The sequence below is a fragment of the Kangiella spongicola genome (assembly GCF_003194565.2).
Lineage (GTDB): Bacteria > Pseudomonadota > Gammaproteobacteria > Enterobacterales > Kangiellaceae > Kangiella > Kangiella spongicola.
Window position 1 is genome coordinate 481,691 of record NZ_QICH01000002.1, and the last position, 21,621, is coordinate 503,311.

Genomic DNA, 21,621 nt, shown 5'->3' on the forward strand with positions numbered 1-21,621 from the left:
GCTCCTAATTAACTTTAAAATAACGTCGGATGTCGCGCAAAAGGATAAATAGCCATGGCCACAGTAAGGCGTTAATGGCGGCTGAGAGCCAATAGCTCAAAGAGCTTTCAGGGCTTCCTGTCACTCGTGATAGCCACAATACCAATGCTAAATAAAGTAAGCTCAATCCGCCCATGGTTAATGCTTGCTTCCAAATGGGGTAAATACGAATTCGCAAATAATTCAACTGCAAGATAAATACCAACAAACACAAACTAAAGCTGTGTAAGCCGAGCGTTGTGCCAATTAATGCATCGAATATCAGCCCCCACAGAAAAGCCCACAGCAAACCGATACGGTGTGGTAGTGCCACTACCCAGTAGGAAACAACTAAAAACAACCAGTCTGGCCTAAACGGCTGCCACGAATCAGGTAACGGAATGACCGTCAGAATAAGGGCGATAATTAAGCTGAGAATGATAACCCAGGTTCCACGTTTGCCTTTAGCTTGCATCGGAACCTCCTGTCACGTCTTTATTATTTGGAGTATCAGTGTTTTGAGAATCAGTGTTTTGAGAATCAGTGCTTGGAGCATCAGAATCAGGCTCAGCTTTGCGCTTTGTCGGATCGTGATAAGGCCATAATAAAAGCACATGGTTAGCGCGATTAATATTTGCCGTAGGTTCGGCCAAAATTTCAGCGTAAGGCTGTGCCGATTGGCGCGTCACCGAAATCACTTTCGCCACTGGATAGCCATCTGGGAATTTTTGGCCAAGTCCAGAACTTAATAAAATATCGCCTTCATTAATATCGATCGTATTCGGTAAATGGCGTAGATACAGTAGTTGACCATTACCCTGAGCAATCGCACGAACACCATTACGATCCACTCGAACTGGAATGGCGTGCTTTTGGTCGTTTAATAAAATCATGCGAGACGTGGCGGTCGAAACCTCGACAACCTGCCCCATAATCCCTTCGGCATCAACTACTGGCTGACCTACGAATACGTCGTCCATACTGCCTTTATTAAGCAAGAGTTCGTTAGCAAACAAGCTACTATCGATATTTAATACTTCTGCAATCACACGCTTTCCGCGTAAAGTTCGCGAAGAACCGAGCAAGGAACGCAAGCGTGCATTTTCCGACTCAAGACCGATTAGACGTTGGTTTTGTGCTTTCAAAATCAGCAGCTCATCTTTTAACTGACGGTTTTCCGCCAAAAGGTCATTTCGGCTTACGATATTGTTGTCAGCCCACGAAGCGATTTCGTTTGGAATATTGGCGAGATAGTAAATTGGAGCAAGCGCGGTGGAAACACCTTTACGAGCACTGCTTAAGTAGTCGTAACGATAATCAAGTACCATCAATAAGGACGCGACCAACAGACTCAAGATGAGCTGTAGTACTAAAGAAGGGCCTCGAGTGAATAGATTTTTAATAGCCTACTCCTCCCGCAAGAGTATTGTTTTTATGATGTAATACAAACAAGTTGTAGTTTAGCAGTATTTCGAGCTTTCATACAAAAATCGGGCAATCTAAGTGCCCGATTTTAATGGACTTTTTTAAAGTCCTTATATCTTTAAAACTAGTCGTCTGAGAACAAGTCGCCACCGTGCTCATCGATAGTTTCTAAAACTTTACCGCCACCACGTGCAACACAAGTTAACGGATCTTCAGCGACAATAACTGGCAAGCCCGTTTCTTCCATCAGCAATCTATCCACATCACGGATAAGCGCGCCACCACCCGTCAGCACCATACCGCGTTCTGAAATATCAGCCGCCAGTTCTGGTGGAGACTGCTCAAGTACCGCTTTAACCGCACGAACAATACCGTGAAGAGGGTTTTGTAGAGCTTCTAAAATTTCATTGCTGTTAATCGTGAAGCTTCTAGGAATACCTTCCGCTAAGTTACGGCCACGAACGTCTAATTCGCGAACTTCAGTGCCTGGATACGCTGTACCGATTTCATGCTTAATGCGCTCAGCCGTCGCTTCACCAATGATTGTGCCGTAGTTACGACGAATGTATTCGATGATAGCTTCATCAAAACGGTCGCCACCAATTCGCACAGAATCTGAGTAAACCACGCCGTTCAATGACAAGATAGCGATTTCAGTAGTACCACCACCGATATCCACCACCATAGAACCACGCGCTTCGTTAACCGGCAAACCAGCACCAACAGCTGCTGCAACAGGCTCTTCGATTAAGTACACATCGCGTGCGCCAGCGCCTAGGGCTGATTCTTTAATGGCACGACGCTCAACCTGCGTTGAACCACAAGGTACACAAACCAAAACGCGCGGGCTTGGACGGAAGAATGTGTTGTCATGTACTTTACGAATAAAGTGCTGCAACATTTTCTCAGTCACTTCAAAGTCAGCAATGACGCCGTCCTTCATTGGGCGGATTGCAACGATACTGCCAGGCGTTCTACCTAACATTTTTTTCGCAGCCTCTCCGACCGCAGCGATAGATTTAGCTCCGCCTGAGCGATCTTGTCGAATAGCGACAACTGAAGGTTCATCCAGAACGATCCCTTGGTCTCGAACATAAATCAAAGTATTTGCCGTACCTAAGTCAATCGATAGGTCGGTAGAAAAAAGGCCACGTAATTTATTAAACATCGGAGGAGGTTTCCCGCTAAAAACTTGTTTTACTCAAATTTCATTAAAATAATTGTCAATCTAAAAGGGCTAAACGCCAGCAAGGACAAGGCTTTTGAGAATTTTCTCAATCGCGTTACTCTAACAATACTACTTAATCTCGGCAAGCTTAAAAGCGTATGATAGAAAAGTTTTTTCTAAGATTGCCGACTTAGCGCTAATTTTAACACTTAGCCTATTAAAAGACCTGATTTATTTGATTTAGTTCAGCCCTGCTCTAGCGCCTTTCTACCGGCGGTAACCCGCTCTAATCCGGCATAATCCGCAATAGTCCCCACATCAGTAAAGCCGTGCTGCTGCATTATGTCGCGAACCGCTCGTCCCTGCTCAAAACCATGCTCGAAAACCAGCCAGCCTCTCGGATTTAGGTGCTGCTGCGCTTGCTCTGTAATTTCCGCAATATCGGCTAAACCATTGTCGCCAGCCACTAGCGCACCGATTGGCTCAAAGGTTAAATCCTTTAAGTGCTCATCATCAGCATCAATATAAGGCGGGTTGCTCACTATCATATCGAGCTTTTGCCCAGACCAATTTCGAAGCCAATGCCCCTGCTGAAAATCGACATTACTGATGTTCAACTGTTGGCGATTGTGTTCGGCGACACTCAGCGCTTGTTCGCTAATATCGAGTCCAATGACTGTCGCTTGTGGACGCTCAGAAGCGATGGCTAAGGCTATAGCGCCAGTTCCGGTGCCCAGATCTATCACTTGAAAAGACTCGCTTGTTGGAATATTGCTCAAAGCGAACTCAACCAGGTGCTCAGTTTCCGGACGTGGAATTAAGGTTGCAGGGGTGACTTTTAGCGTAAAAGTCCAAAAGTCCTGTTTCCCCAACAAATAAGCCACCGGCTCACCTGCTTTACGGCGCATAATAAACGCTTCAAAGCTGTCGAGTTCTTGTTGGGATAGTTCTTTTTCAGGCCAGGTTTTCAGCCAAGTGCGGTTTTTCCCTAGAGTATCAGCAAGCAGTAGTTCGGCATCAAGCTTGGGGGTATCAATTTTGCTCGCTGAAACATCAAGCTCTGTTCCATCAAGCTCTGGCGCCTCTAATTTAGCTATAGCCCATGATAATGCTGCTTGAACTGTCTTGCTCACGGCCGCTGACCTTTTTTTAGGAATTTGTTGATACGAGCTTTTGGTACAAATAAGGCTTAGCCAAAAAGCTAAGCCTTCAAAACTAGTTTACGATTGACCAGAAAGCGCCGCTAGTTGATCCGCTTGGTGCTCTTGTACCAATGGTTCTAGAATTTGATCAATATCGCCTTCCATAATCTCGTCCAACTTATACAAGGTTAAGTTAATACGATGGTCAGTCATACGCCCTTGTGGGTAGTTGTAAGTACGAATTCGGTCGGAGCGATCGCCGGTGCCTACAAGGTTTCGACGCATTTCAGTCTGCTCAGACTGATGTTTCGCTTCTTCAGCCGCTTGCAGTCGAGATTGCAACACAGACATGGCTTTAGCGCGGTTTTTATGCTGCGAACGTTCGTCCTGACATTCCACCACCACGCCCGTCGGCAAGTGCGTAATACGGATTGCCGAGTCAGTTTTGTTGACGTGCTGACCACCAGCACCCGAAGCACGGAAAGTATCGACCTTCAAATCCGCTGGATTAATATCAATAGCATCGATCTCATCCGCTTCCGGCATCACCGCAACGGTACACGCCGAGGTATGAATGCGACCTTGTGATTCAGTGTCTGGCACACGCTGCACTCGGTGCGCGCCCGATTCAAACTTTAGGTGTGAATAAACCATGTCGCCTACAATGCGCAAGATGATTTCTTTGTAACCACCATGATCGCCTTGGCTTTCGCTGATCACTTCAACCTGCCAGCGCTTCTTTTCCGCGTATTTACTGTACATACGGAATAAATCGCCAGCGAAGATAGCGGCTTCATCTCCACCCGTTCCGGCACGAATTTCCAAGAAGGTGTTCTTCTCGTCATTAGGATCGCGCGGTAACAATAACTTTTGCAGCTCGATTTCCAAGCTTTCGATAGTCGCTTTAGCCTCTTTTAGCTCCTCTTGCGCCATCTCACGCATATCAGGATCATCGTCTTTCAGCATTTCCTCTGCATTTTGCAGATTCTGCACCGCTTCTTGATATTGCTGGAAGGCTTTGACCACTTCTTCAAGCTGCGAATATTCTTTTGATAAATCACGGAATTTATTTTGATCAGAAATAATTTCTGGATCGCCCAACAAAGCCTCAAGCTCTTCGTGGCGATCAACCAAACCTTCTAGTTTTTGACTGACAGAATCCTGCAACATGCTATTTCTTAATTCCTGTTGTGGTTAAACAATTCGTTGGCGGCATACGATAAAACCGCTGAATAAGCCTCGATTAGCTTACTTAATCATCGGATGCTTTATCAAGCTGAAACAGTTCACGGGTAATTTCGTGCCTATCCAGCTCTTCGTCATCCTCACGCAACCAGACTAAAGGTTGGTGTAAAAACTTTTTGGTCAAACGGTGTGAAAAGTGCTCTAACACAGCTTCTGCGTCATTACCGTTCTTCAGTTGCGCCTTAGCTCTTTCCAGTTCGGCCTGCGCTATTGCACCATGCATTTGGTGCAACTCACGCACTGTATCATGTTTTTGACGGCCCGCATGCCACTTTTCAAAGTCGCCCACGAACTCCTGCAAAATCACGATGGCTTCTTCCGCCGCCTCTTGGCGCGCCTGTAGATTCTCTTGAATCACACCCTCTAAATCGTCCACTGAATACAGATATACATCATCGAGCTTGGCCACCGAACTTTCGATATCACGCGGAACGGCCAAATCCACCATGAACATACTCTTACGGCGACGCTCCTTTAGCGCAGACTCAACCATGCCTTTGCCAATAATCGGTAACATACTACCCGTAGAGCTGATCACGATATCCGCTTGCGGTAAATAATGCGGGATAGCATCCAAACCAACCGCTTTGCCTTCAAACTCTTCAGCAAGCTTTTGCGCATTAGCCAAAGTACGGTTTGCCATAATCATTTGCTTAACGCCGTTTTGCTCAAGATGGCGCGCAGCTAACTCGATAGTCTCGCCAGCGCCAACGAACAATACCGTTAGCTCGCTAAAATCTGAAAAGATATGACGCGCTAAAGTAACCGCGGCATAAGCGACCGATACAGGGTTTGAGCCAATTTCAGTCTCATGACGCACGCGCTTAGCCGCCGCAAAGGTCTTTTGGAATAAGCGCTCCATAACTTGGTTCACGGTGCCTGCGCGTCGAGCTTTTTGATAACAGGCTTTTAGCTGGCCAAGGATCTGTGGCTCGCCTAAGACCATAGAATCCAAACCGCTCGCCACTTTCATTAGATGCCCCACGGCATCAGTGCCTTGGTGGCAATACACGGCATCTTCCAACTCTTCGCCAACACCCTTTTTAGCTTCTAACCATTGCAACAGCTTGGCTTTCAGCTCTTCGTGTTGCTTCGACTCGTTGGAGACATAAAACTCAACACGGTTACAGGTTGATAATAAAGCAACTTCTGAGTCATCGGTGTTTTCTTTTACTTCCGCCATGATTTGACCTAACTCATGATCAGCAAAAGCGACCTTCTCACGGACGGCTAAAGAGGCTGTTTTATGGTTAATTCCCAGAACAATCAAAGACATAAGTTAGGCAAAGCTATTAAAATAGGTCACTCACAAAAGGTGCAATTCTGCCGAGGCAGATAGATGGCGCGAATTATAACACTGCTTCAGTGTGTCCGCTAATCATAAAAATTCGTTAAAACTCAGCTTTTCAACTGTACTGTTAATATTTTCCTGATACTCTTGAGTAAGTACACGAATAAAGTACAAAGATGGAGCGTTTTCGAAATTCTTTAGCAACTTCGTGGAGCGCTTTCACAAAACGTTTATAGGAATATTTTATACTATACGGATGAATAGAAGTTTCTTGTTAAGAACCCTAATCGTTTCAACCTGCTGTTTATTGCTTGCCGCTTGCGCCACCAACCAGCCAAAAACCGTTGAAACAGCCCCAGAATCCAGTGCCCAAAAACCGCAGGAGCACCCTTCTGTTGCCAAATTATCAGTAGAAGAACGCAGCCAGCTCTATTTCAGTATTCTGCTGGCGGATATCGCTAACAAGCAAAAACTCTATGACGTAGCTCAAAGTAATTTCTTCTATGCCGCCGAGCAAACGGGCAGCAAGCAACTATCAGCCAAAGCCGCCATGGTAGCCTTGCTCGAGCGTGACTATGACACAGCGCTAGACGCTACGACCTTATGGCTCGAAGCCGATAACAAGGATAAAAATGCTTATAAAGTCGCTCTAGTCGCGAGCCTTGCACAAAACAAAACTGAAGACGCTAAAGAATATCTCGCGAAGTTAATGCCACTCTTGCCCGATCATCAGGACGAGAAACTGTATGAAATTATCCAAATGGCAAGTTTTCAAGAAGAAGCTGACTTTATCAGCCTTTTCGAAGAGCTGAATGAATCCCCGAGCTCGCCTTATATCGCTACGGCAGAAGCATACTTACTGTTGAAGTCTTCAAATCCTGAGCAGCATTACGAGCGAATTCAAAGCCTGCTCGACTATTCGCTTGATGAAAAACCGAACTTCCTCTCGGCCATAGAACTAAAGGGTGAAGCCTACGCTTTACGTTCAAGCGACCAGCGCGCAGAATATCTAAACTCCATTATCGACAAGAAAATTCTCGACATTGAACAAACCTACAAACTAGGCGAACTGCTTTATACTCAAAAAAACTACCCTGCCGCGCTAAAAGCCTTAAAACAAGTGCTAGCCAAGCGTCCCAATGATGAACAAACCCAGTTTCTTATCGCCAGCAGTCATTACGCCTTAGAAAACTACAAAAAAGCCAACCAGGGCTTTTGGCACTTAGCACAGCAAAGCTTCAAAAAAGAAATCACCAGTTATTATTGCGCTGACTCTGCCGCACGCATCAACAAGTTGGCCCGCGCCTACAGTTGCTATGAAATGGTGCCTGTGGGTCGTTATTACATGACCGCTCGTACTGAGTTAGCTCAGCTTTATGCTGAGAATGAATTAATGCAGCAGGCAATAAACACCCTGCGCCACGCCCAGCGTAAGGTTGGCCTAAACGATAGACAACGTCTGCTTGAGTTTGAAATTAATATGCTGACGCAGACTGGCGACTACCAACAGGCAGATCGCCGTATTCAATCGGCGCTACAGGTCAGCCCCGACAAACCGTTTCTTTACTACTTAAAGCTACAGCTTTTAAACCAAACGCAATCAGTGCAAGAATTTAGGCAGTCGGTTGAAACGCTTAGCGATAATGTCGCCAACCCACAGTTGCGTACTGACATCATCATTATTGGTACTCACTTTTTGCAAAAGCGTAACAGCCACTTAATCGCCTACCAGCTACTCGAATCTGCGGTGGAGAAAACTCCAAACAATATCGACTTGCTGTATAACAAGGCATTAGCCGCCGAACCTCTTGAGTATTACAGCTCGATGGAGCGAGACTTGCGCCAGGTTCTGAAGCTCGACCCTGAGCATTCTCACGCCCAAAACTCGCTCGGCTATACATTAGCCGATCTCAATCGGTCGCTTGATGAGGCCAAAACGCTCATCGAAAGCGCCTATGAGAAAGAGCCGGACAATGTGGCGATCCAAGATTCTTTAGGCTGGGTACATTATCGCTTGGGTAACTATGAAAAAGCCCTGAAATACCTCGAAATGGCCTATGAACAAGAAGCGAGCCCTGAAATTGCTTCGCACCTAGGCGAAGTCTTGTGGACCATGAACTTGCAAAGCCAAGCGATACAAGTTTGGCAAAAAGCCTTGCGAATGAACCCAAATAACCAGTATATTTTGCGCACGCTTCGACGTTTTCCCGAAGCAAACATACTCAATCCCTAGGTTCAGTAGTTAAAAAGCTCGGCATGACAAACGCCCAGTTGAAACGAACTAACTACTGAACGATTTTCTACCAACGGCCGATACAACGCATGAAGTTAACAACAATAAAAACGCTCTTAATAACAAGTTTCACCCTGTTACTCCTAAGCGCTTGTCAAACTGCACCCGTAAAACAACAGACGACCGTGTGGGACGATCCCTTGTGGCAAAAACACTACAAGCTGCTAAAAACTTTTGAGACACACCAGCTCAAAGGCCGAATTGGCATCACCCACCCCGACGATAGCTTCTCGTCCAATTTCTTATGGCGTCAGCAAGCGCCAAGCAACTTTACCTTCCGTATGTATGGCGCTTTTGGTCAAACCTACATGATTTTAAAGGTAGAGCCACATCTTAGCTCTTTGTCTACCGGCGACGATGAGCACTACCAAGGCATCGATGCGCGCCAACTGCTATATAGCGTATCCGGTTGGGATATTCCTGTCGTACTCATGCAAGACTGGATCAAAGGCCTACCCACCGGGATTAATAAAAGTGATTTATTAATTAACGCCGATGGCACCTTGCAACAAATTAAATACCTCGACTATGTGGTCGATTATGTGCGCTACGAGGAAGCTGAATTAACGCGTGGTGATAAAGCATTCGCCTTAAAAATGCCTAAAAAGATACGCATCGTGCAGAAAAACGGCGAACGAGGCGACAATAAAATCGTGCTATCGATTCGCTCATGGGAGATTATCTCTGCAGAAACAGACTCATCAAAAGCAAACCCTAGCGAGGAATAACGGATGAGCTTTAGTCATGCTACAGGCGCTTTAAATAGCGATGGTTATAGTTTCTGGCCTGCTCCTGCGAAATTAAACCTCGAACTGCGGATCCTTGGCCGTCGTGATGACGGTTACCATGAATTGCAAACCCTGTTTCAATTGTTGGATTATGGCGATGAAATCTGGATTAAGCCGAACGATTCGGGACAAGTGACGCTCCAGTCCGAGTATAACGAAGTACCGAGTGACGATAACCTTATCATTAAAGCCGCTCGTTCTTTAGAGCCTTATAAGCAACATCACCAAGGCGCCGATATTAAACTAGAAAAAAAATTACCATCGGGTGCTGGTCTTGGCGGTGGCAGCTCAGACGCAGCGACAACCCTAGTTGCGTTGAATAATTTATGGTCACTTGGCCTAAAAAACGAACAACTTTGCGAGATTGGCAAAAGCTTAGGCGCCGATGTGCCTGTTTTTGTCAATGGAAAGACCGCTTGGGCGGAAGGTATTGGTGAAATTTTAAGCGCCACCGAAGTGCCCGAAAAGCACTATTTAATCGTCTATCCTGATGTAAAAATAAACACTTCGAAAATTTTTTCACATAGGGCGTTGACAAGAGACAATAAACCGATTAAATTACGCGCCACTCGCACAGAGGCAAGTTTAGAACTTGGTTACAACGCCTTCGAGCCTCTTGTCGCAGAGCTCTATCCAGAAGTACGGGAAGCCCTTGAGTTTCTTGGAGAATTTGGAAAAGCGACGCTGACAGGAACCGGAAGTTGTGTGTTCTTAACCTTTGACAATGAGCGAGAAGTCCGTAAAATAGCGGCACTGTGCAAGCAGCGCTGGCTAACCTTAACAGCAAGAGGTATTAATACTTCTCCGCTGATTTGAGGTACTACATTGCAGGGGTATCGCCAAGCGGTAAGGCAGCGGCTTTTGATGCCGCCATTCGTTGGTTCAAATCCAGCTACCCCTGCCATTTTTTCTTTACGCTTTAACATCAACTCTCTGCTTGTGAATTTGGGGCAAAACACAGGGCTTTCCGATGTCAGATTTAATGCTTTTCAGTGGCAACGCCACTCCTGATCTCGCTCAACGCATCTCTACCTACTTAAAAGTACCTCTAGGAAAAATCCACACGTCTAGCTTTAGCGATGGCGAATGTAATGTTGAGATCCTAGAAAATGTTCGTGGTAAAGACGTTTTCATTATTCAATCAACCTGTGCGCCAACCAATGACAACTTAATGGAGTTGATCATTATGGCCGACGCGCTTAAGCGTGCGTCAGCAAAGCGTATCACAGCGGTTGTTCCTTATTTTGGTTATGCACGTCAAGATCGTCGAGTACGTTCAGCACGTGTACCAATCAGTGCTAAAGTTGTCGCCGACATGATTAGTGGCGTTGGTTTTGACCGCGTGTTAACCGTAGATTTACACGCCGATCAGATCCAGGGCTTCTTCAACATTCCGGTAGATAACGTTTACGCTACTCCAGTTCTTCTCGACCATATCGCAGCTCAGTCAGGCAAAAACCTCATGGTTGTTTCGCCAGACGTTGGCGGCGTTGTTCGTGCAAGAGCGATTGCTAAGCGTTTAAACGATGCCGACTTGGCGATTATCGATAAACGTCGTCCGCGCGCGAATGAAGTGGGCGTGATGAATATTATCGGTGACGTATCTGGTCGCGATTGTGTCATCGTCGATGACATGGTTGATACTGCCGGTACCCTTTGCCAGGCAGCCCAAGCACTGAAAGACAACGGTGCGACAAGCGTATCTGCATACGCCACTCACCCAGTCCTATCAGGCAAAGCCATCGACAATTTGAACAACTCAAACTTAGATGCACTGGTCGTGACTAATACGATTCCTCTGAATGACGACGCAGTCTCATGCAGCCGCATCGAACTGCTCGACTTAGCGCCACTATTAGGCGAGTCGATTCGTCGTGTAAACACTGAAGAATCCATTTCGACCATGTTTTTAGATTAAGCCTTAATTTTTAAGCGCTGAATCAAAATTCGCAAAATCCCGCTTTTTAAAGGCGGGATTTTTGTATATATCCCTAGAAACTGCGAATATTGCCCGAAAAAGCCCGAAATGCTAGTAATTATTTGGAATTAAGCTAGCTTCTTAGTTCTTCAATACGGTATAATTCGCGTCCAAAATTTTGTGGTTAAGCTTGGTCGCAAGGCTTAGCCTTTTACTTACTCAACTTGTGGAGAAACACAATGAGCGATTTTACGTTAAAAGCTGAATTACGCAGCGACATAGGGAAAGGTGCGAGCCGCCGCCTACGTCGTCTTGCAGACAAAATCCCTGCCATCGTATATGGCGGTAAAGAAGAAGCTAAGTCGATCACTTTAGATCACGATGAAATCAACAACATGTTGGACGATGAAGCAGCATATTCATCAATCATCAACTTAAACATTGAAGGTGAAACTGAAGAGGTTCTAATTACAGACCTACAGCGTCACCCATTCAAGCTTAAGTTAATGCACGTTGATTTCAAACGAATCGTTCGTGGTGAAGATATGTTGGCTAACATTCCTCTACACTTAATCAACGAAGACAAAGCACCTGGTAAGAAGTCTGGTGGCGTTGTAACTCAACCTCTAACAGTTGTTGAAATCTCATGTCGTCCAAGTAAGCTTCCAGAGTACATCGAAGTTGACCTAAGCAACTTAGAAATCGGCGAATCAATCCACTTGAGCGAAGTCGAGTTACCAGAAGGCGTTCAAATTGCTGCCTTCATGCACGGTGAAATCGAAGAGCACGACCAAGCTGTAGTAAACATGCTACCGCCAGCGGTTGAAGAGTCTGATGACGACGTTGAAGTTGATGAAACTGAAGTTCCAGCTAGCGAGCAAAAAGCTGACGCAGGCGACTCAGAGGAAAAGAACGAAGATTAATTCTTCGTTCAAACCGAAAGCTTTAGTTAGACTACATAATGTCTAGCATCAAGTTAATTGTGGGCCTGGCCAATCCAGGCTCACAATATCAAGATACCCGTCATAATGCTGGTGCCTGGTACGTTGAAGAACTAGCTCGCGCCTACAATATCCCCTTCAAAGTCGAAAGTAAGTTCCATGGCCTTTTTGCCAAGGGATTAATAGGCTCTGAAGACATCAAATTACTGATCCCCTCCACTTTTATGAACCTTAGCGGCAAAGCGGTTCAAGCGGTTGCTAACTTTTATAAAATTGCTCCAGAAGAAATCCTAGTAGCTCACGACGAGCTCGATATCGCTCCTGGAACATTAAAGCTTAAAAAAGGTGGCGGACACGGCGGTCATAACGGACTGCGCGACACCATCAGTAAACTGGGTAACAATAAAGAATTTATACGCTTACGCGTCGGTATAGGCCACCCAGGCCACAAAAGCCAAGTCACTGGCTATGTCCTCGGCAAACCGAGTCCCGACGATCGTAACGCCATCAATTTAGCTATTGATGAAGCCGTACGCGAAACCCCAACCCTATTAAACGGTGACTGGGATATCGCAGTACAAAGACTACACAGCGTAAAAACTGGCGCTGAATAAACTAATCAATCGTAGAGAGAAGTAACATGGCACTAAATTGTGGAATCGTGGGCTTGCCCAACGTTGGAAAATCAACATTGTTCAATGCACTAACAGATGCTGGAATCGATGCTGCCAACTACCCTTTCTGTACTATTGAACCGAATACTGGCGTAGTGCCAATCCCAGACCCGCGCCTTGATGCTTTGTCTGCTATCGTAAAGCCAGAAAAAGTATTGCCAGCGACTATGGAATTCGTCGATATCGCAGGCCTCGTAGCGGGCGCATCTAAAGGCGAAGGTCTAGGTAACAAGTTCCTAGCCAACATCCGTGAAACTCACGCCATTGCCCATGTTGTTCGCTGTTTCGACAACGATGACGTGGTACACGTTGATGGCAAAGTCGATCCATTGGCTGATATCGAAACCATTAACACCGAATTGGCGTTAGCGGATCTTGAGTCAGTCGAAAAGCGTATTCTAAAAACGGCTAAAGTCGCTAAAAGCGGCGACAAAACTGCTAAAGAAGAATTAGCCGTGCTAGAGAAAGCCAAAGCTTGTCTCGACGAAGGTAAGGCGCTTAGAAGTTTAGATCTTGATGCGGATGAGATGAAAGTGATGCGTCGCTTCCAGCTAATCACCATCAAACCAACCATGTACATCGCCAACGTTAGCGAAGACGGTTTTGAAAACAATCCGTTACTCGACCAAGTACGTGAGTTCGCCAAAGAAGAAGGTGCTGAAGTAGTTCCTATCTGCGCTTCTATCGAGTCTGAAATCGCCGCCCTAGACGACGAAGACAAAGCCGACTTCCTAGAAGACCTAGGCCAAGACGAACCAGGCCTAAACCGCGTAATACGCGCCGGTTATAACCTTCTAGACCTACAAACCTACTTTACTGCAGGCGTAAAAGAAGTTCGCGCATGGCAGGTTAAAGTAGGCGCTACAGCGCCACAAGCCGCTGGCGTCATCCATACAGACTTCGAAAAAGGCTTTATCCGTGCCGAAGTTGTTGCTTATGACGACTACATCGCTGGCAACGGCGAAGCAGGCGCAAAAGAAGCCGGTAAATGGCGTTTAGAAGGTAAAGAATACATCGTAAAAGACGGCGATGTTATGCACTTCCGCTTCAACGTATAACAACTTTTTACGTCATTGCGAGGAACGAAGTGAGTTGGTGACCAAAGGGAATGCCATGGTGCAATCTCAAACCGATAGCCGCTAAACTTCAATCCAAAGAAATATAATTATTTTCACCCGAAAGGCTTGACATAATGGCCCGAAATCACGAAAATACGCGCCACTGAATTAAGGCTATGTAGCTCAGCTGGTTAGAGCACAGCATTCATAATGCTGGGGTCGGTGGTTCAAGTCCACCCATAGCTACCATATTAAAAAAGGCTTACAGAGAAAATCTGTAAGCCTTTTTGTTATTAGGAACTCTATATAAGCCCACCAACAGTCAGAAGCTTAACTCTGACCTCATAAATTGCATCTGGAGCTTATCTATAAGCACTACTCTGATACAATGAGGCATGTTCTTCACGCATTAAATACTCTTCCGGCAAGGTCTTCAATAAAGCATATTTTTCAATCAAGGGCTTAAATTTTTCAGCCCCCATACTACTTAAGCAGTTGTAGAAAAGAAGTAAAAGCTCATAACTAGATAGCTGAGCACGCACTAAATTAGAATACAGCCTTTTATCTATTCCAGTGCTAACATCAACTAGTTTAATAATGTTGTAAAGACTTCTAAAATAATGTCCTACCTCAGCCTGGTGCGCTTTATAGAAGTGAATATAAACTGTCTCAATATGCTCAGGGCTTTTGCCGAGCAATTCAGACGTTGGTTTCATCCGCCCCCAATCTTTTTTTAATCGATCATAGAAGACTTGAAAGCAGTCTCTTCCTACAGCTGTCGGAGTGCCGCTTACGCGAAGGTCTATATCTCCTGTTATTTCGTTATGAAGGCGAAGGAGCTGAAAAAATGTATTTTCAAAATTTTGTTTTTCTAATACCGCCGTTTGAAGCTCAAGTTGTTCTTTTTGGCCTTTAAGCTCATTTCGGGTGAGTGTTAGTTCTTGACGCTGTAAAGACAGTTCATACTTTTGCAGTAAAATTGCAAATATAACGCCAGCGAAAGCTAGACCAGAAAATAACGAATTAACAGCTCCGAACATATCTCCAAATGTTCCACGTTCGGGGTTTGAGCTGAGTAAATACCAGCAAAGTACCCAAGCAAAGAGAACTCCCGCTATAGTTATTGTAGGAGCTCTCCAACCAATTCTCTGACTTTTATTTTCTATCATGATTTATTTACCATAAAATCTAACTCAGCTTTGACTTGATGAATTAAGTCAACTTCACTCCCAAGCGTAACTAAAATAATTAGAGCAGAGTACATTTTAAATATTTTTAGTCCACTTGATTTCTTTGCACTCAAAGTACTTTTTACTTTTGGATTTAAGTGGCTATTATTTTCAGCATATGTTTATATTTTTTAGCTGTTTGCGTGCACTTTTCACTATCATAACTATGAACCATATCATCACCCCGATAATTGTGGTTGCCATAGCATAAACCTTTCTTTTGCGATTTCTTACTGCAATTGTGACCGCCGTTTTTATCTAATCTACCGCTATGGCAGTCTGCTGCAAACGTGAATAAAAATAGAAATGCTCCAAGTAACCATTTAATTTTCACTTTCTTCTCCCTTTTTCTTCCCTGAGACAATGTATATTGCGTCACATTTTTTTGCAACTGTATATTTAATGCACAATTGCATTGTTCGTCGTGGGAAAACGAAAAAAGCAAGTTGTTTTTTGAGTCACTGGATCCCGCGATTACCTAAAGGTATTCCCTGCGGTCACAGTAGCGGGTTGGCAGCTTATAGATTAAACGGGCTCGTTATGACATGGGCTGTAAATAAGGCCAGAGTACATCTCCCTAGTCTGCTTCAATCCTAAACGCTTCGCCATCTGCGTCTAAGTTGCCCCATCCTTTTATTTTTACGGCTTCGAAATCCTGTTGTATTTTAGGTTGCATTAGGTCTGTGAAGGCGTCGGTATTTTTGAAGTTTGGGTCTAGCCACATCTCTAAATCTTTTTTAGGCACCATCAGTGGCATGGCTTTTTTATGAATTGTCTCGAGTTTTTTGTGTGGCGGGATGGTGATCATGGATGCTGAGTAGACTGGATTTTCGGGGTCGCCCCATTGTTTAAAGAGGCCACCAAAATAGATAGGGCTTTCATCCGCAGGTTTTAGTAGGTGGTAGACTTTGTTCATGCCTTCGACGAAACCACTAGCAGGAATAATACAGCGGGTTTCTCGGTAAGCTTTGGTGAAAGATCGTTTAAAACCCTCCCCTTCGTACCAGCGACTATTAAAAGATGTGTATTTGCTTGGCTTCCACTGTCCGTCTTTTTGTTCGAGCAGAAATTGCCACATTGCTTTTGTGATTTGATTGCCTTGATCGCTGGCATGTATAATTTGGATCGGGTGGTAGCATCGGAAGTTGCCAAGCTCTAGCGGCACTTGTAAATCCAATGTCTTTTCGATTTTTTTGGCGGGCTTTTTACAAAGCTCAACGAAACCACACATGCCGTTTCTCATCAGTTATTTTAAGCACAGAGTAGCAAACCGTTTATTGGCTATAAAGCGTTTTGTAGTGAATTATCTATTGTTAATTTTGTGAATTGATTAACACTTTCAGTTCAATTACTATAGCCGCCGAAAATATACCAATAACTAACGGAGTTCACGATGAACACAGTTTTAAAAACATCTTTATTATCTATTTCTCTTTTGGCCCTACCAAGCCTATCCATGGCTGAGGGTGGTTATTTCGGCTTCGGATTTGGTCAAGCTAAGAACGATGCTTGTGATTTAGTTTCAGGAATTAGCACTGTAAACTGTGAAGACACGAAAACAGTTTTGCGAGTAATCGGTGGTTACAACTTTAACCAATACATTGCCCTTGAAGGTGGTTTTAATAGTTTAGGCGAAGCTCGTGCAACGGATCCTGCGAGCACTCTTAGCGCGAAACTTGAAGGTAACTCTGTACACTTTGGCGTAGTTGGTACAGCGCCAGTTTCAGAAAGTTTTGCAGTTTTTGGAAAGCTTGGTGCTTCTAGATGGGATGTTGAGGGTCGTGTAACTGACTCAGCTGGTAGCTATGGAAGAGCGGAAGAAAAAGGTTTTGACCCAATGTACAGCGTTGGTATTAAGTGGCTCAATGATGAGTATAACTTACAGTTAGAATACGAGCGTTATGAAGTTAGCTTTGACGAGTTTAAAACGATTTTAGGAGATAATGCTGACGTAGATATTATTTCTTTAACCTACTCTTTAAATTTCTAGCATTAATCAAATCATGAGCCACTTTTTAGTGGCTCTTTTTTATCCAGCCACCACATTTTTTAAGCCTAAGCATTCTTTACTTTTACCGAAAAGGAATTGGAGGACTTTGACCTCGAATTACGCTGTCGGTCTTGTGACGATATAAATTCCTACGCCTAGGAACAGTGCGCCGAGTGAGACGAGCAGTATGGGTGGGGATTGTTTTATGAGCAGGATGCACCAGCTTATGCTCATCATGATGCAGGCGAGCCATTTGCCGAGTCGTGGGATGGCCTTGCGGGTGCGCCAGGCTTTTAGCGGTGGGCCGAATGTTTTGTGGTTAATCAGCCAGGCTTCGAGGCGCGGGGAGCTTTTACTGGCGGCCCAGAGTGTGATGATTAGAAATGGTGTGGTTGGGAGGATTGGCAAAAAGACGCCAACGATGCCTAGGGCCAGCGTGATGATGGCTATGACGATATAAAGGCAACGTTGGAGTGATAACATGATTGTTTAGTGTTAACTTTATTCGCAAATTTTTTAGGCTAGATTTTTCTAGCTCTAAACTTCTTACCTTTCATCTTACCTTTATTTAGTAACTGTAGTGCTGTTTCTAAAACATCACTTTTTACGGCGACGTAAGCCCAGCTATTGGCGACTTGGATCTTGCCAACGTCACTACCTTCGATGCGGTAATCCGCAGTTAGAGCGCCTAGGATATCACCTGGACGTAGCTTTTGCTTCTTTCCGCCATCAATCTGGATGGTGGACATTGGAGCTTTGTAGGTTGGTTCTTTAAGCAGCTTTGTATCGGGCAAGGCGATTGGCTCTATGTCTTGCTCAAGGTATTCAGCGAGACGATTTACTTTGTGCTTTTCTTTGCCGATGACTATCGAGCAGGCATGGCCTTTGTTACCCGCACGGCCCGTTCGGCCAATACGGTGAACGTGGATTTCTGGGTCGCTAGCGATGTGATAGTTAATCACTAAGTCGAGCGCGTCGATGTCTAAACCGCGAGCAGCGACGTCGGTCGCAACCATGACCGTAACGCTGTTGTTGGTGAAACGAACCAGTGCTTGGTCACGTTCCTTTTGGTCAAGGTCGCCATGTAGCGCCAACACGCTAAAGCCATTGCTTTTAAGGTATTGGGTTAGGTCTTTTACATGACGCTTAGTGTTACAAAAAATCACCGCTGAATCTGGGCGGTGTTTCAATAGTAATAAACGAACCGCGACATCACGTTCGCCTTCGTCACTGATGCGGTAGAAGTCTTGGGCGATTGTCGAGCCGGTGTGTTGTTCTTTAATTTTTACCGTCACTGGATCAACCATAATATGGTCAGCCATGGACTGGATTTCTTTGGGGTAGGTTGCGCTAAATAGCATGGTCTGGCGTGCGCGCGGCACTTCCGCGACGATAGCTTCCATTGCGTCTTCAAAGCCCATGTCTAGCATTCTATCGGCTTCATCCAGCACCAAAGTCGAGACTTGATCTAGCTCTAAGGTTTGCTTTTCGAGATGGTCCATAATTCGGCCCGGCGTACCGACCACAATATGGGCACCGTATTTTAACGAGTCGGCTTGTGGTCGTAGTGGCGTTCCACCGCATAGTGTCAGTATCTTAACGTTTGCGATTGGTCGCGCTAGACGTCGAATTTCTTCCGCCACCTGCTCAGCGAGCTCACGAGTCGGACACATCACCATCGATTGCACCGCAAAGTTCTTGGGCTCAAGCTTTTGTAAGATACCTAAACCAAACACGGCTGTTTTACCCGAGCCGGTTTTAGCTTGCGCGATGACGTCTTTAGCTTCTAGAACGTGTGGCAAGGCTTCAGCCTGAATCGGCGTCATCCCCTCGAAACCTAAATCTGCCAGGTTAGCGATTAGCTCTTGTTGTAAGTTGAGCGTTGAGAATGCGGTGTGACTCATGATGAAATCCTAGTGGTTTTGGTGCAATTTGAAGCAGTTTACTGCTGAATAGAATGCTTGAGAGCGAGATCTTCGATCTGGGTGAATTATATACAGCTCGGGAGTTATGTAAAAGCGATATCTTCTTATCAGAAGGATTAGATTAAGCGTTATTCAACGGTTCAGCCATTAAAAAAGCCGCACTTAAAGTACGGCTTTGTTTTTTAAGTTGAAACTCTATTGCGCCTGACTGGCAAGCCATCTGGTGTATGTCCAACCACTTTTCTGTTGGCCATCGATTTCAAAGCTTATTTTAATTTTCTCAAAAGGAAATTCAGCTTCATTGTTAGCAAACTTTCTCTTCGCATCCATCGTGTACTCGCCAAGCTCTTCGATAGTTACGGTAACCGCTGAACTCGATTTATTAGTTGAGCATTTTCCGCTATTTAAAAACTCTGACACCTCAGAATCATTATTTTTGCCTCTTAGCAATATATCCAGGCTCGTTACATTAAGCGGTGTTTTACAGCTAACAAATACGTTGTTAGGTTTAACGCTAAGTTTTTCGCCGATTAACTTATCGAACTGCGGGTCGTAAGATAATCCTAACCATCTCGGGCTATCGCTCATGACCCAGCCTCTGTCAGTATTAACTAAGTCATCAAAAAGTACTCGGTATTGCTTTTCATTTATCTCTACGTGTAGGTAGATATCGGCGCCTTCGATGCCTTTGGTTTCTTTAGCTTTCACCTCAACCCTCACTAAAGAAGCATTTTCCCAGCCACCGTGCATTTTTCCATAAGAAAGAATATCACCAACGTTCTTGGTCACTTTACGTTTGGTTTTCTTAACCTTCTTTTCTACTTCTGATGGTGTTGGACTTTTCGAGGAGGCTTTAGCTTCATTCGTTTTAGAGATTAACCAGTAATAATCGTCTTCATTAATGCTCAAGTTAGTAATCGAGTCTTTATCGCCACTTTGCAGTTTTTCGAAAAGATCTTTACCTAAAGACTCAGGGTCAGTACCGCCACAAGCCACTAGCAATGTTGAAATTATAGATGCGCAAAAAAGTGTTTTCAGTTTCATAGGATCCCCGATGGTGTGAAGTTAAAAGTCGCTGTTATTAATAAATTGTTATTTATGTTTATGGTTGGCTGGCAGAATTATTGTTTTAGACCAGTTATCACGTCAGTTTTACACCAACGAGAATATATAGATTATTGATTAATATCAATTTTTTTATCACACAATCACCAATTCCCCATTAAGATCACTCTCCTTTGAGGTCATTTTCCTTTAGTTCAGTCTCGATAATCGTTTCGCTATGGAGTGTTTTATGTACCGGGCATAAGTCTGCGATCTCCAGCATCCTTTGGCGCTGTTCTTCGGTAATATCCGCTTCGATAATAATACTGCGGTGGAATTTATCGATCTTGCCACTTTTACCCTCACCATCTTTATCTTGGCACTGCTCACAGTCTTCGGCATGAACCTTATCATGGCTTACGTTAACAATGACTTTTGAAACGTCTAGTTTTTTCCTGCGGGCATACATATTTAAAGTCATGGCAGTACAAGTGCCAAGTGCTGTGGACAAGAAGTCATAGGGGCTTGGCCCAAGATTGGTGCCGCCAACTTTTTCGGGCTCGTCAGCTAATAATTCGTGTCCATTGGCATTGATACGGTTCAGGAAGCCCTCGCTAGTTTGAGCCGCTACTACCACGTTACCCTTTGATGCAGGCACTTTGGGCTCTTCTTTTACGTCTATATAACGCGTAGCCCAACGAGCGAGCACGTGGCCAGCATACATCGAGTCTTCGGTTTTGCTCACAAGGTGATCGGCTTTATCGAGCGTGATAAAACTTTTAGGGTGCAATGCTTGTTTGTAGATAATTTCTGCTTCTTTAATCGGCACTGTGTCGTCGATTGGCGAGTGCATCACCATTAATGCTTTATGCAAACCATGAATATCGATAGTGTGTTTACGCACATCATCAACGAAATCTTGTTTAAAGGTAAAAGGACGCCCAGCCAATTTAATCGTGGCTTCACCCTGCTCTTCTAAGGTTTTCAGTTCAGGCTCAAGCTGGTGTAAAACGTGCTCAGGAGTCGATGGCGAGCCAATGGTGGCTACTGCTTTTGCCGAAGGGATCTCTTTGGCAGCAGCTAAAATCGCGGTGCCTCCCAAAGAGTGCCCGACGATAATTTGTGGCGCTTCGTGCTCTTCGCTGAGGTAATTTGCCGCATCTATCAGATCATTGACGTTTGTGGTAAAGCTCGTATCCGCGAACTCACCTTTGCTCGCGCCAAGCCCTGTGAAGTCGAACCGCAAGGTAGCGATCCCTTCGTCGGCTAAAGCGTTGGCGATATTGACCGCGGAGTTAATGTTTTTGGTACAGGTGAAGCAATGAGCAAATAACGCATAAGCCTTAGTCACTTTATTGTCAGGAAGGTGTAGAACACCTGATAACTCAAAGTCTTGTCGTGTCTTAAAAGTCACTTTCTTCTGCATTACATTGCTCCTTTACCATCATTGCTACGAGCAGGTTACAAACCCC

Annotated in this window: 21 protein-coding genes and 2 tRNA genes; 10 read left to right on the plus strand and 13 right to left on the minus strand. The window is 44.8% G+C overall.

The window, feature by feature from the left end:
• Positions 1 to 4: 4 nt before the first annotated feature.
• The 6 genes from mreD to hemA form a co-directional block, all read right to left on the minus strand.
• On the minus strand, positions 5 to 493 hold the full coding sequence (mreD, locus tag DL796_RS07870; protein ID WP_110201153.1) for a rod shape-determining protein MreD: 489 nt from the start codon (positions 491 to 493) through the stop codon (positions 5 to 7).
• Positions 483 to 1,421 carry a rod shape-determining protein MreC gene (gene mreC, locus DL796_RS07875; RefSeq protein ID WP_110201154.1) on the minus strand — a complete coding sequence of 313 codons (939 nt, stop codon included), beginning with the start codon at positions 1,419 to 1,421 and terminating at the stop codon, positions 483 to 485. Before mreC ends, mreD begins: the two co-directional genes overlap by 11 nt.
• Before the next feature lie 146 nt (positions 1,422 to 1,567).
• A complete protein-coding gene (locus tag DL796_RS07880; protein ID WP_110201155.1) occupies positions 1,568 to 2,611 on the minus strand; it encodes a rod shape-determining protein in 1,044 nt (347 codons plus the stop codon).
• A gap of 245 nt (positions 2,612 to 2,856) precedes the next feature.
• Positions 2,857 to 3,744, minus strand: a complete 888-nt coding sequence (gene prmC / locus DL796_RS07885; RefSeq protein ID WP_110201156.1) for a peptide chain release factor N(5)-glutamine methyltransferase — start codon at positions 3,742 to 3,744, stop codon at positions 2,857 to 2,859.
• An 87-nt stretch (positions 3,745 to 3,831) separates the two neighbouring features.
• Positions 3,832 to 4,920 carry a peptide chain release factor 1 gene (gene prfA / locus DL796_RS07890; protein ID WP_110201361.1) on the minus strand — a complete coding sequence of 363 codons (1,089 nt, stop codon included), beginning with the start codon at positions 4,918 to 4,920 and terminating at the stop codon, positions 3,832 to 3,834.
• Positions 4,921 to 5,005: 85 nt separating this feature from the next.
• Complete coding sequence (gene hemA / locus DL796_RS07895; RefSeq protein ID WP_110201157.1) at positions 5,006 to 6,274, minus strand: glutamyl-tRNA reductase; 1,269 nt, start codon at positions 6,272 to 6,274, stop codon at positions 5,006 to 5,008.
• Between the two features lie 271 nt (positions 6,275 to 6,545).
• Here hemA and DL796_RS07900 point away from each other — a divergent pair, with 271 nt between their 5' ends.
• The 9 genes from DL796_RS07900 (at position 6,546) to DL796_RS07940 (ending at position 14,210) form a co-directional block, all read left to right on the plus strand.
• Positions 6,546 to 8,522, plus strand: a complete 1,977-nt coding sequence (locus DL796_RS07900) for a tetratricopeptide repeat protein (RefSeq protein ID WP_110201158.1) — start codon at positions 6,546 to 6,548, stop codon at positions 8,520 to 8,522.
• 89 nt (positions 8,523 to 8,611) lie between these two features.
• Positions 8,612 to 9,310, plus strand: a complete 699-nt coding sequence (lolB, locus tag DL796_RS07905) for a lipoprotein insertase outer membrane protein LolB (RefSeq protein WP_110201159.1) — start codon at positions 8,612 to 8,614, stop codon at positions 9,308 to 9,310.
• Positions 9,311 to 9,313: 3 nt separating this feature from the next.
• A complete protein-coding gene (gene ispE / locus DL796_RS07910) occupies positions 9,314 to 10,186 on the plus strand; it encodes a 4-(cytidine 5'-diphospho)-2-C-methyl-D-erythritol kinase (RefSeq protein WP_110201160.1) in 873 nt (290 codons plus the stop codon).
• 13 nt (positions 10,187 to 10,199) lie between these two features.
• Positions 10,200 to 10,274, plus strand: a tRNA-Gln gene (locus DL796_RS07915).
• Between the two features lie 66 nt (positions 10,275 to 10,340).
• Positions 10,341 to 11,288: a ribose-phosphate pyrophosphokinase gene (locus DL796_RS07920; RefSeq protein WP_110201161.1), complete on the plus strand. Its 948-nt coding sequence runs from the start codon at positions 10,341 to 10,343 to the stop codon at positions 11,286 to 11,288.
• A 239-nt stretch (positions 11,289 to 11,527) separates the two neighbouring features.
• Positions 11,528 to 12,211: a 50S ribosomal protein L25/general stress protein Ctc gene (locus DL796_RS07925; protein WP_110201162.1), complete on the plus strand. Its 684-nt coding sequence runs from the start codon at positions 11,528 to 11,530 to the stop codon at positions 12,209 to 12,211.
• A 38-nt stretch (positions 12,212 to 12,249) separates the two neighbouring features.
• Positions 12,250 to 12,843 carry an aminoacyl-tRNA hydrolase gene (pth, locus tag DL796_RS07930; protein WP_110201163.1) on the plus strand — a complete coding sequence of 198 codons (594 nt, stop codon included), beginning with the start codon at positions 12,250 to 12,252 and terminating at the stop codon, positions 12,841 to 12,843.
• A gap of 26 nt (positions 12,844 to 12,869) precedes the next feature.
• A complete protein-coding gene (gene ychF, locus DL796_RS07935; RefSeq protein WP_110201164.1) occupies positions 12,870 to 13,961 on the plus strand; it encodes a redox-regulated ATPase YchF in 1,092 nt (363 codons plus the stop codon).
• A gap of 172 nt (positions 13,962 to 14,133) precedes the next feature.
• Positions 14,134 to 14,210: transfer RNA gene (locus tag DL796_RS07940), tRNA-Met, on the plus strand.
• A 113-nt stretch (positions 14,211 to 14,323) separates the two neighbouring features.
• Here the strand turns inward: DL796_RS07940 and DL796_RS07945 are convergent.
• From DL796_RS07945 to DL796_RS07955, 3 genes are all read right to left on the minus strand, one after another.
• Positions 14,324 to 15,130, minus strand: coding sequence for a putative phage abortive infection protein (locus tag DL796_RS07945; protein WP_110201165.1), 807 nt, complete (start codon positions 15,128 to 15,130; stop codon positions 14,324 to 14,326).
• A gap of 154 nt (positions 15,131 to 15,284) precedes the next feature.
• Entirely contained in the window at positions 15,285 to 15,524 is a 240-nt protein-coding gene (locus DL796_RS07950) for a hypothetical protein (RefSeq protein ID WP_196597977.1), read from the minus strand.
• Between the two features lie 243 nt (positions 15,525 to 15,767).
• The gene (locus tag DL796_RS07955) at positions 15,768 to 16,433 is read right to left on the minus strand and encodes an SOS response-associated peptidase family protein (RefSeq protein WP_110201166.1); all 666 of its coding nucleotides are present in this window, start codon (positions 16,431 to 16,433) and stop codon (positions 15,768 to 15,770) included.
• 150 nt (positions 16,434 to 16,583) lie between these two features.
• On the opposite strand from DL796_RS07955, the gene DL796_RS07960 reads away from it, so the two are divergent.
• A complete protein-coding gene (locus tag DL796_RS07960) occupies positions 16,584 to 17,180 on the plus strand; it encodes an outer membrane beta-barrel protein (RefSeq protein ID WP_110201167.1) in 597 nt (198 codons plus the stop codon).
• Positions 17,181 to 17,297: 117 nt separating this feature from the next.
• Here the strand turns inward: DL796_RS07960 and DL796_RS07965 are convergent, their stop codons facing one another.
• From DL796_RS07965 to DL796_RS07980, 4 genes are all read right to left on the minus strand, one after another.
• Entirely contained in the window at positions 17,298 to 17,663 is a 366-nt protein-coding gene (locus DL796_RS07965; RefSeq protein ID WP_110201168.1) for a YbaN family protein, read from the minus strand.
• Positions 17,664 to 17,701: 38 nt separating this feature from the next.
• Complete coding sequence (dbpA, locus tag DL796_RS07970; protein WP_110201169.1) at positions 17,702 to 19,084, minus strand: ATP-dependent RNA helicase DbpA; 1,383 nt, start codon at positions 19,082 to 19,084, stop codon at positions 17,702 to 17,704.
• 216 nt (positions 19,085 to 19,300) lie between these two features.
• Positions 19,301 to 20,149, minus strand: coding sequence for a hypothetical protein (locus DL796_RS07975; protein ID WP_110201170.1), 849 nt, complete (start codon positions 20,147 to 20,149; stop codon positions 19,301 to 19,303).
• Between the two features lie 184 nt (positions 20,150 to 20,333).
• Positions 20,334 to 21,575, minus strand: coding sequence for a bifunctional alpha/beta hydrolase/OsmC family protein (locus tag DL796_RS07980; protein ID WP_110201171.1), 1,242 nt, complete (start codon positions 21,573 to 21,575; stop codon positions 20,334 to 20,336).
• Positions 21,576 to 21,621: the final 46 nt, after the last annotated feature.

Bases quoted from the DNA above. Each gene is read 5' to 3' on its own strand.
- ychF (WP_110201164.1), top strand. From the start codon at position 12,870: ATGGCACTAAATTGTGGAATCGTGGGCTTGCCCAACGTTGGAAAATCA.
- DL796_RS07920 (WP_110201161.1), top strand. From the start codon at position 10,341: ATGTCAGATTTAATGCTTTTCAGTGGCAACGCCACTCCTGATCTCGCT.
- mreD (WP_110201153.1), bottom strand. From the start codon at position 493: ATGCAAGCTAAAGGCAAACGTGGAACCTGGGTTATCATTCTCAGCTTA.
- DL796_RS07880 (WP_110201155.1), bottom strand. From the start codon at position 2,611: ATGTTTAATAAATTACGTGGCCTTTTTTCTACCGACCTATCGATTGAC.
- DL796_RS07960 (WP_110201167.1), top strand. From the start codon at position 16,584: ATGAACACAGTTTTAAAAACATCTTTATTATCTATTTCTCTTTTGGCC.
- lolB (WP_110201159.1), top strand. From the start codon at position 8,612: ATGAAGTTAACAACAATAAAAACGCTCTTAATAACAAGTTTCACCCTG.
- dbpA (WP_110201169.1), bottom strand. From the start codon at position 19,084: ATGAGTCACACCGCATTCTCAACGCTCAACTTACAACAAGAGCTAATC.
- DL796_RS07955 (WP_110201166.1), bottom strand. From the start codon at position 16,433: ATGAGAAACGGCATGTGTGGTTTCGTTGAGCTTTGTAAAAAGCCCGCC.
- DL796_RS07925 (WP_110201162.1), top strand. From the start codon at position 11,528: ATGAGCGATTTTACGTTAAAAGCTGAATTACGCAGCGACATAGGGAAA.
- DL796_RS07980 (WP_110201171.1), bottom strand. From the start codon at position 21,575: ATGCAGAAGAAAGTGACTTTTAAGACACGACAAGACTTTGAGTTATCA.
- DL796_RS07975 (WP_110201170.1), bottom strand. From the start codon at position 20,149: ATGAAACTGAAAACACTTTTTTGCGCATCTATAATTTCAACATTGCTA.
- DL796_RS07965 (WP_110201168.1), bottom strand. From the start codon at position 17,663: ATGTTATCACTCCAACGTTGCCTTTATATCGTCATAGCCATCATCACG.
- hemA (WP_110201157.1), bottom strand. From the start codon at position 6,274: ATGTCTTTGATTGTTCTGGGAATTAACCATAAAACAGCCTCTTTAGCC.
- DL796_RS07900 (WP_110201158.1), top strand. From the start codon at position 6,546: ATGAATAGAAGTTTCTTGTTAAGAACCCTAATCGTTTCAACCTGCTGT.
- pth (WP_110201163.1), top strand. From the start codon at position 12,250: ATGTCTAGCATCAAGTTAATTGTGGGCCTGGCCAATCCAGGCTCACAA.
- DL796_RS07945 (WP_110201165.1), bottom strand. From the start codon at position 15,130: ATGATAGAAAATAAAAGTCAGAGAATTGGTTGGAGAGCTCCTACAATA.
- ispE (WP_110201160.1), top strand. From the start codon at position 9,314: ATGAGCTTTAGTCATGCTACAGGCGCTTTAAATAGCGATGGTTATAGT.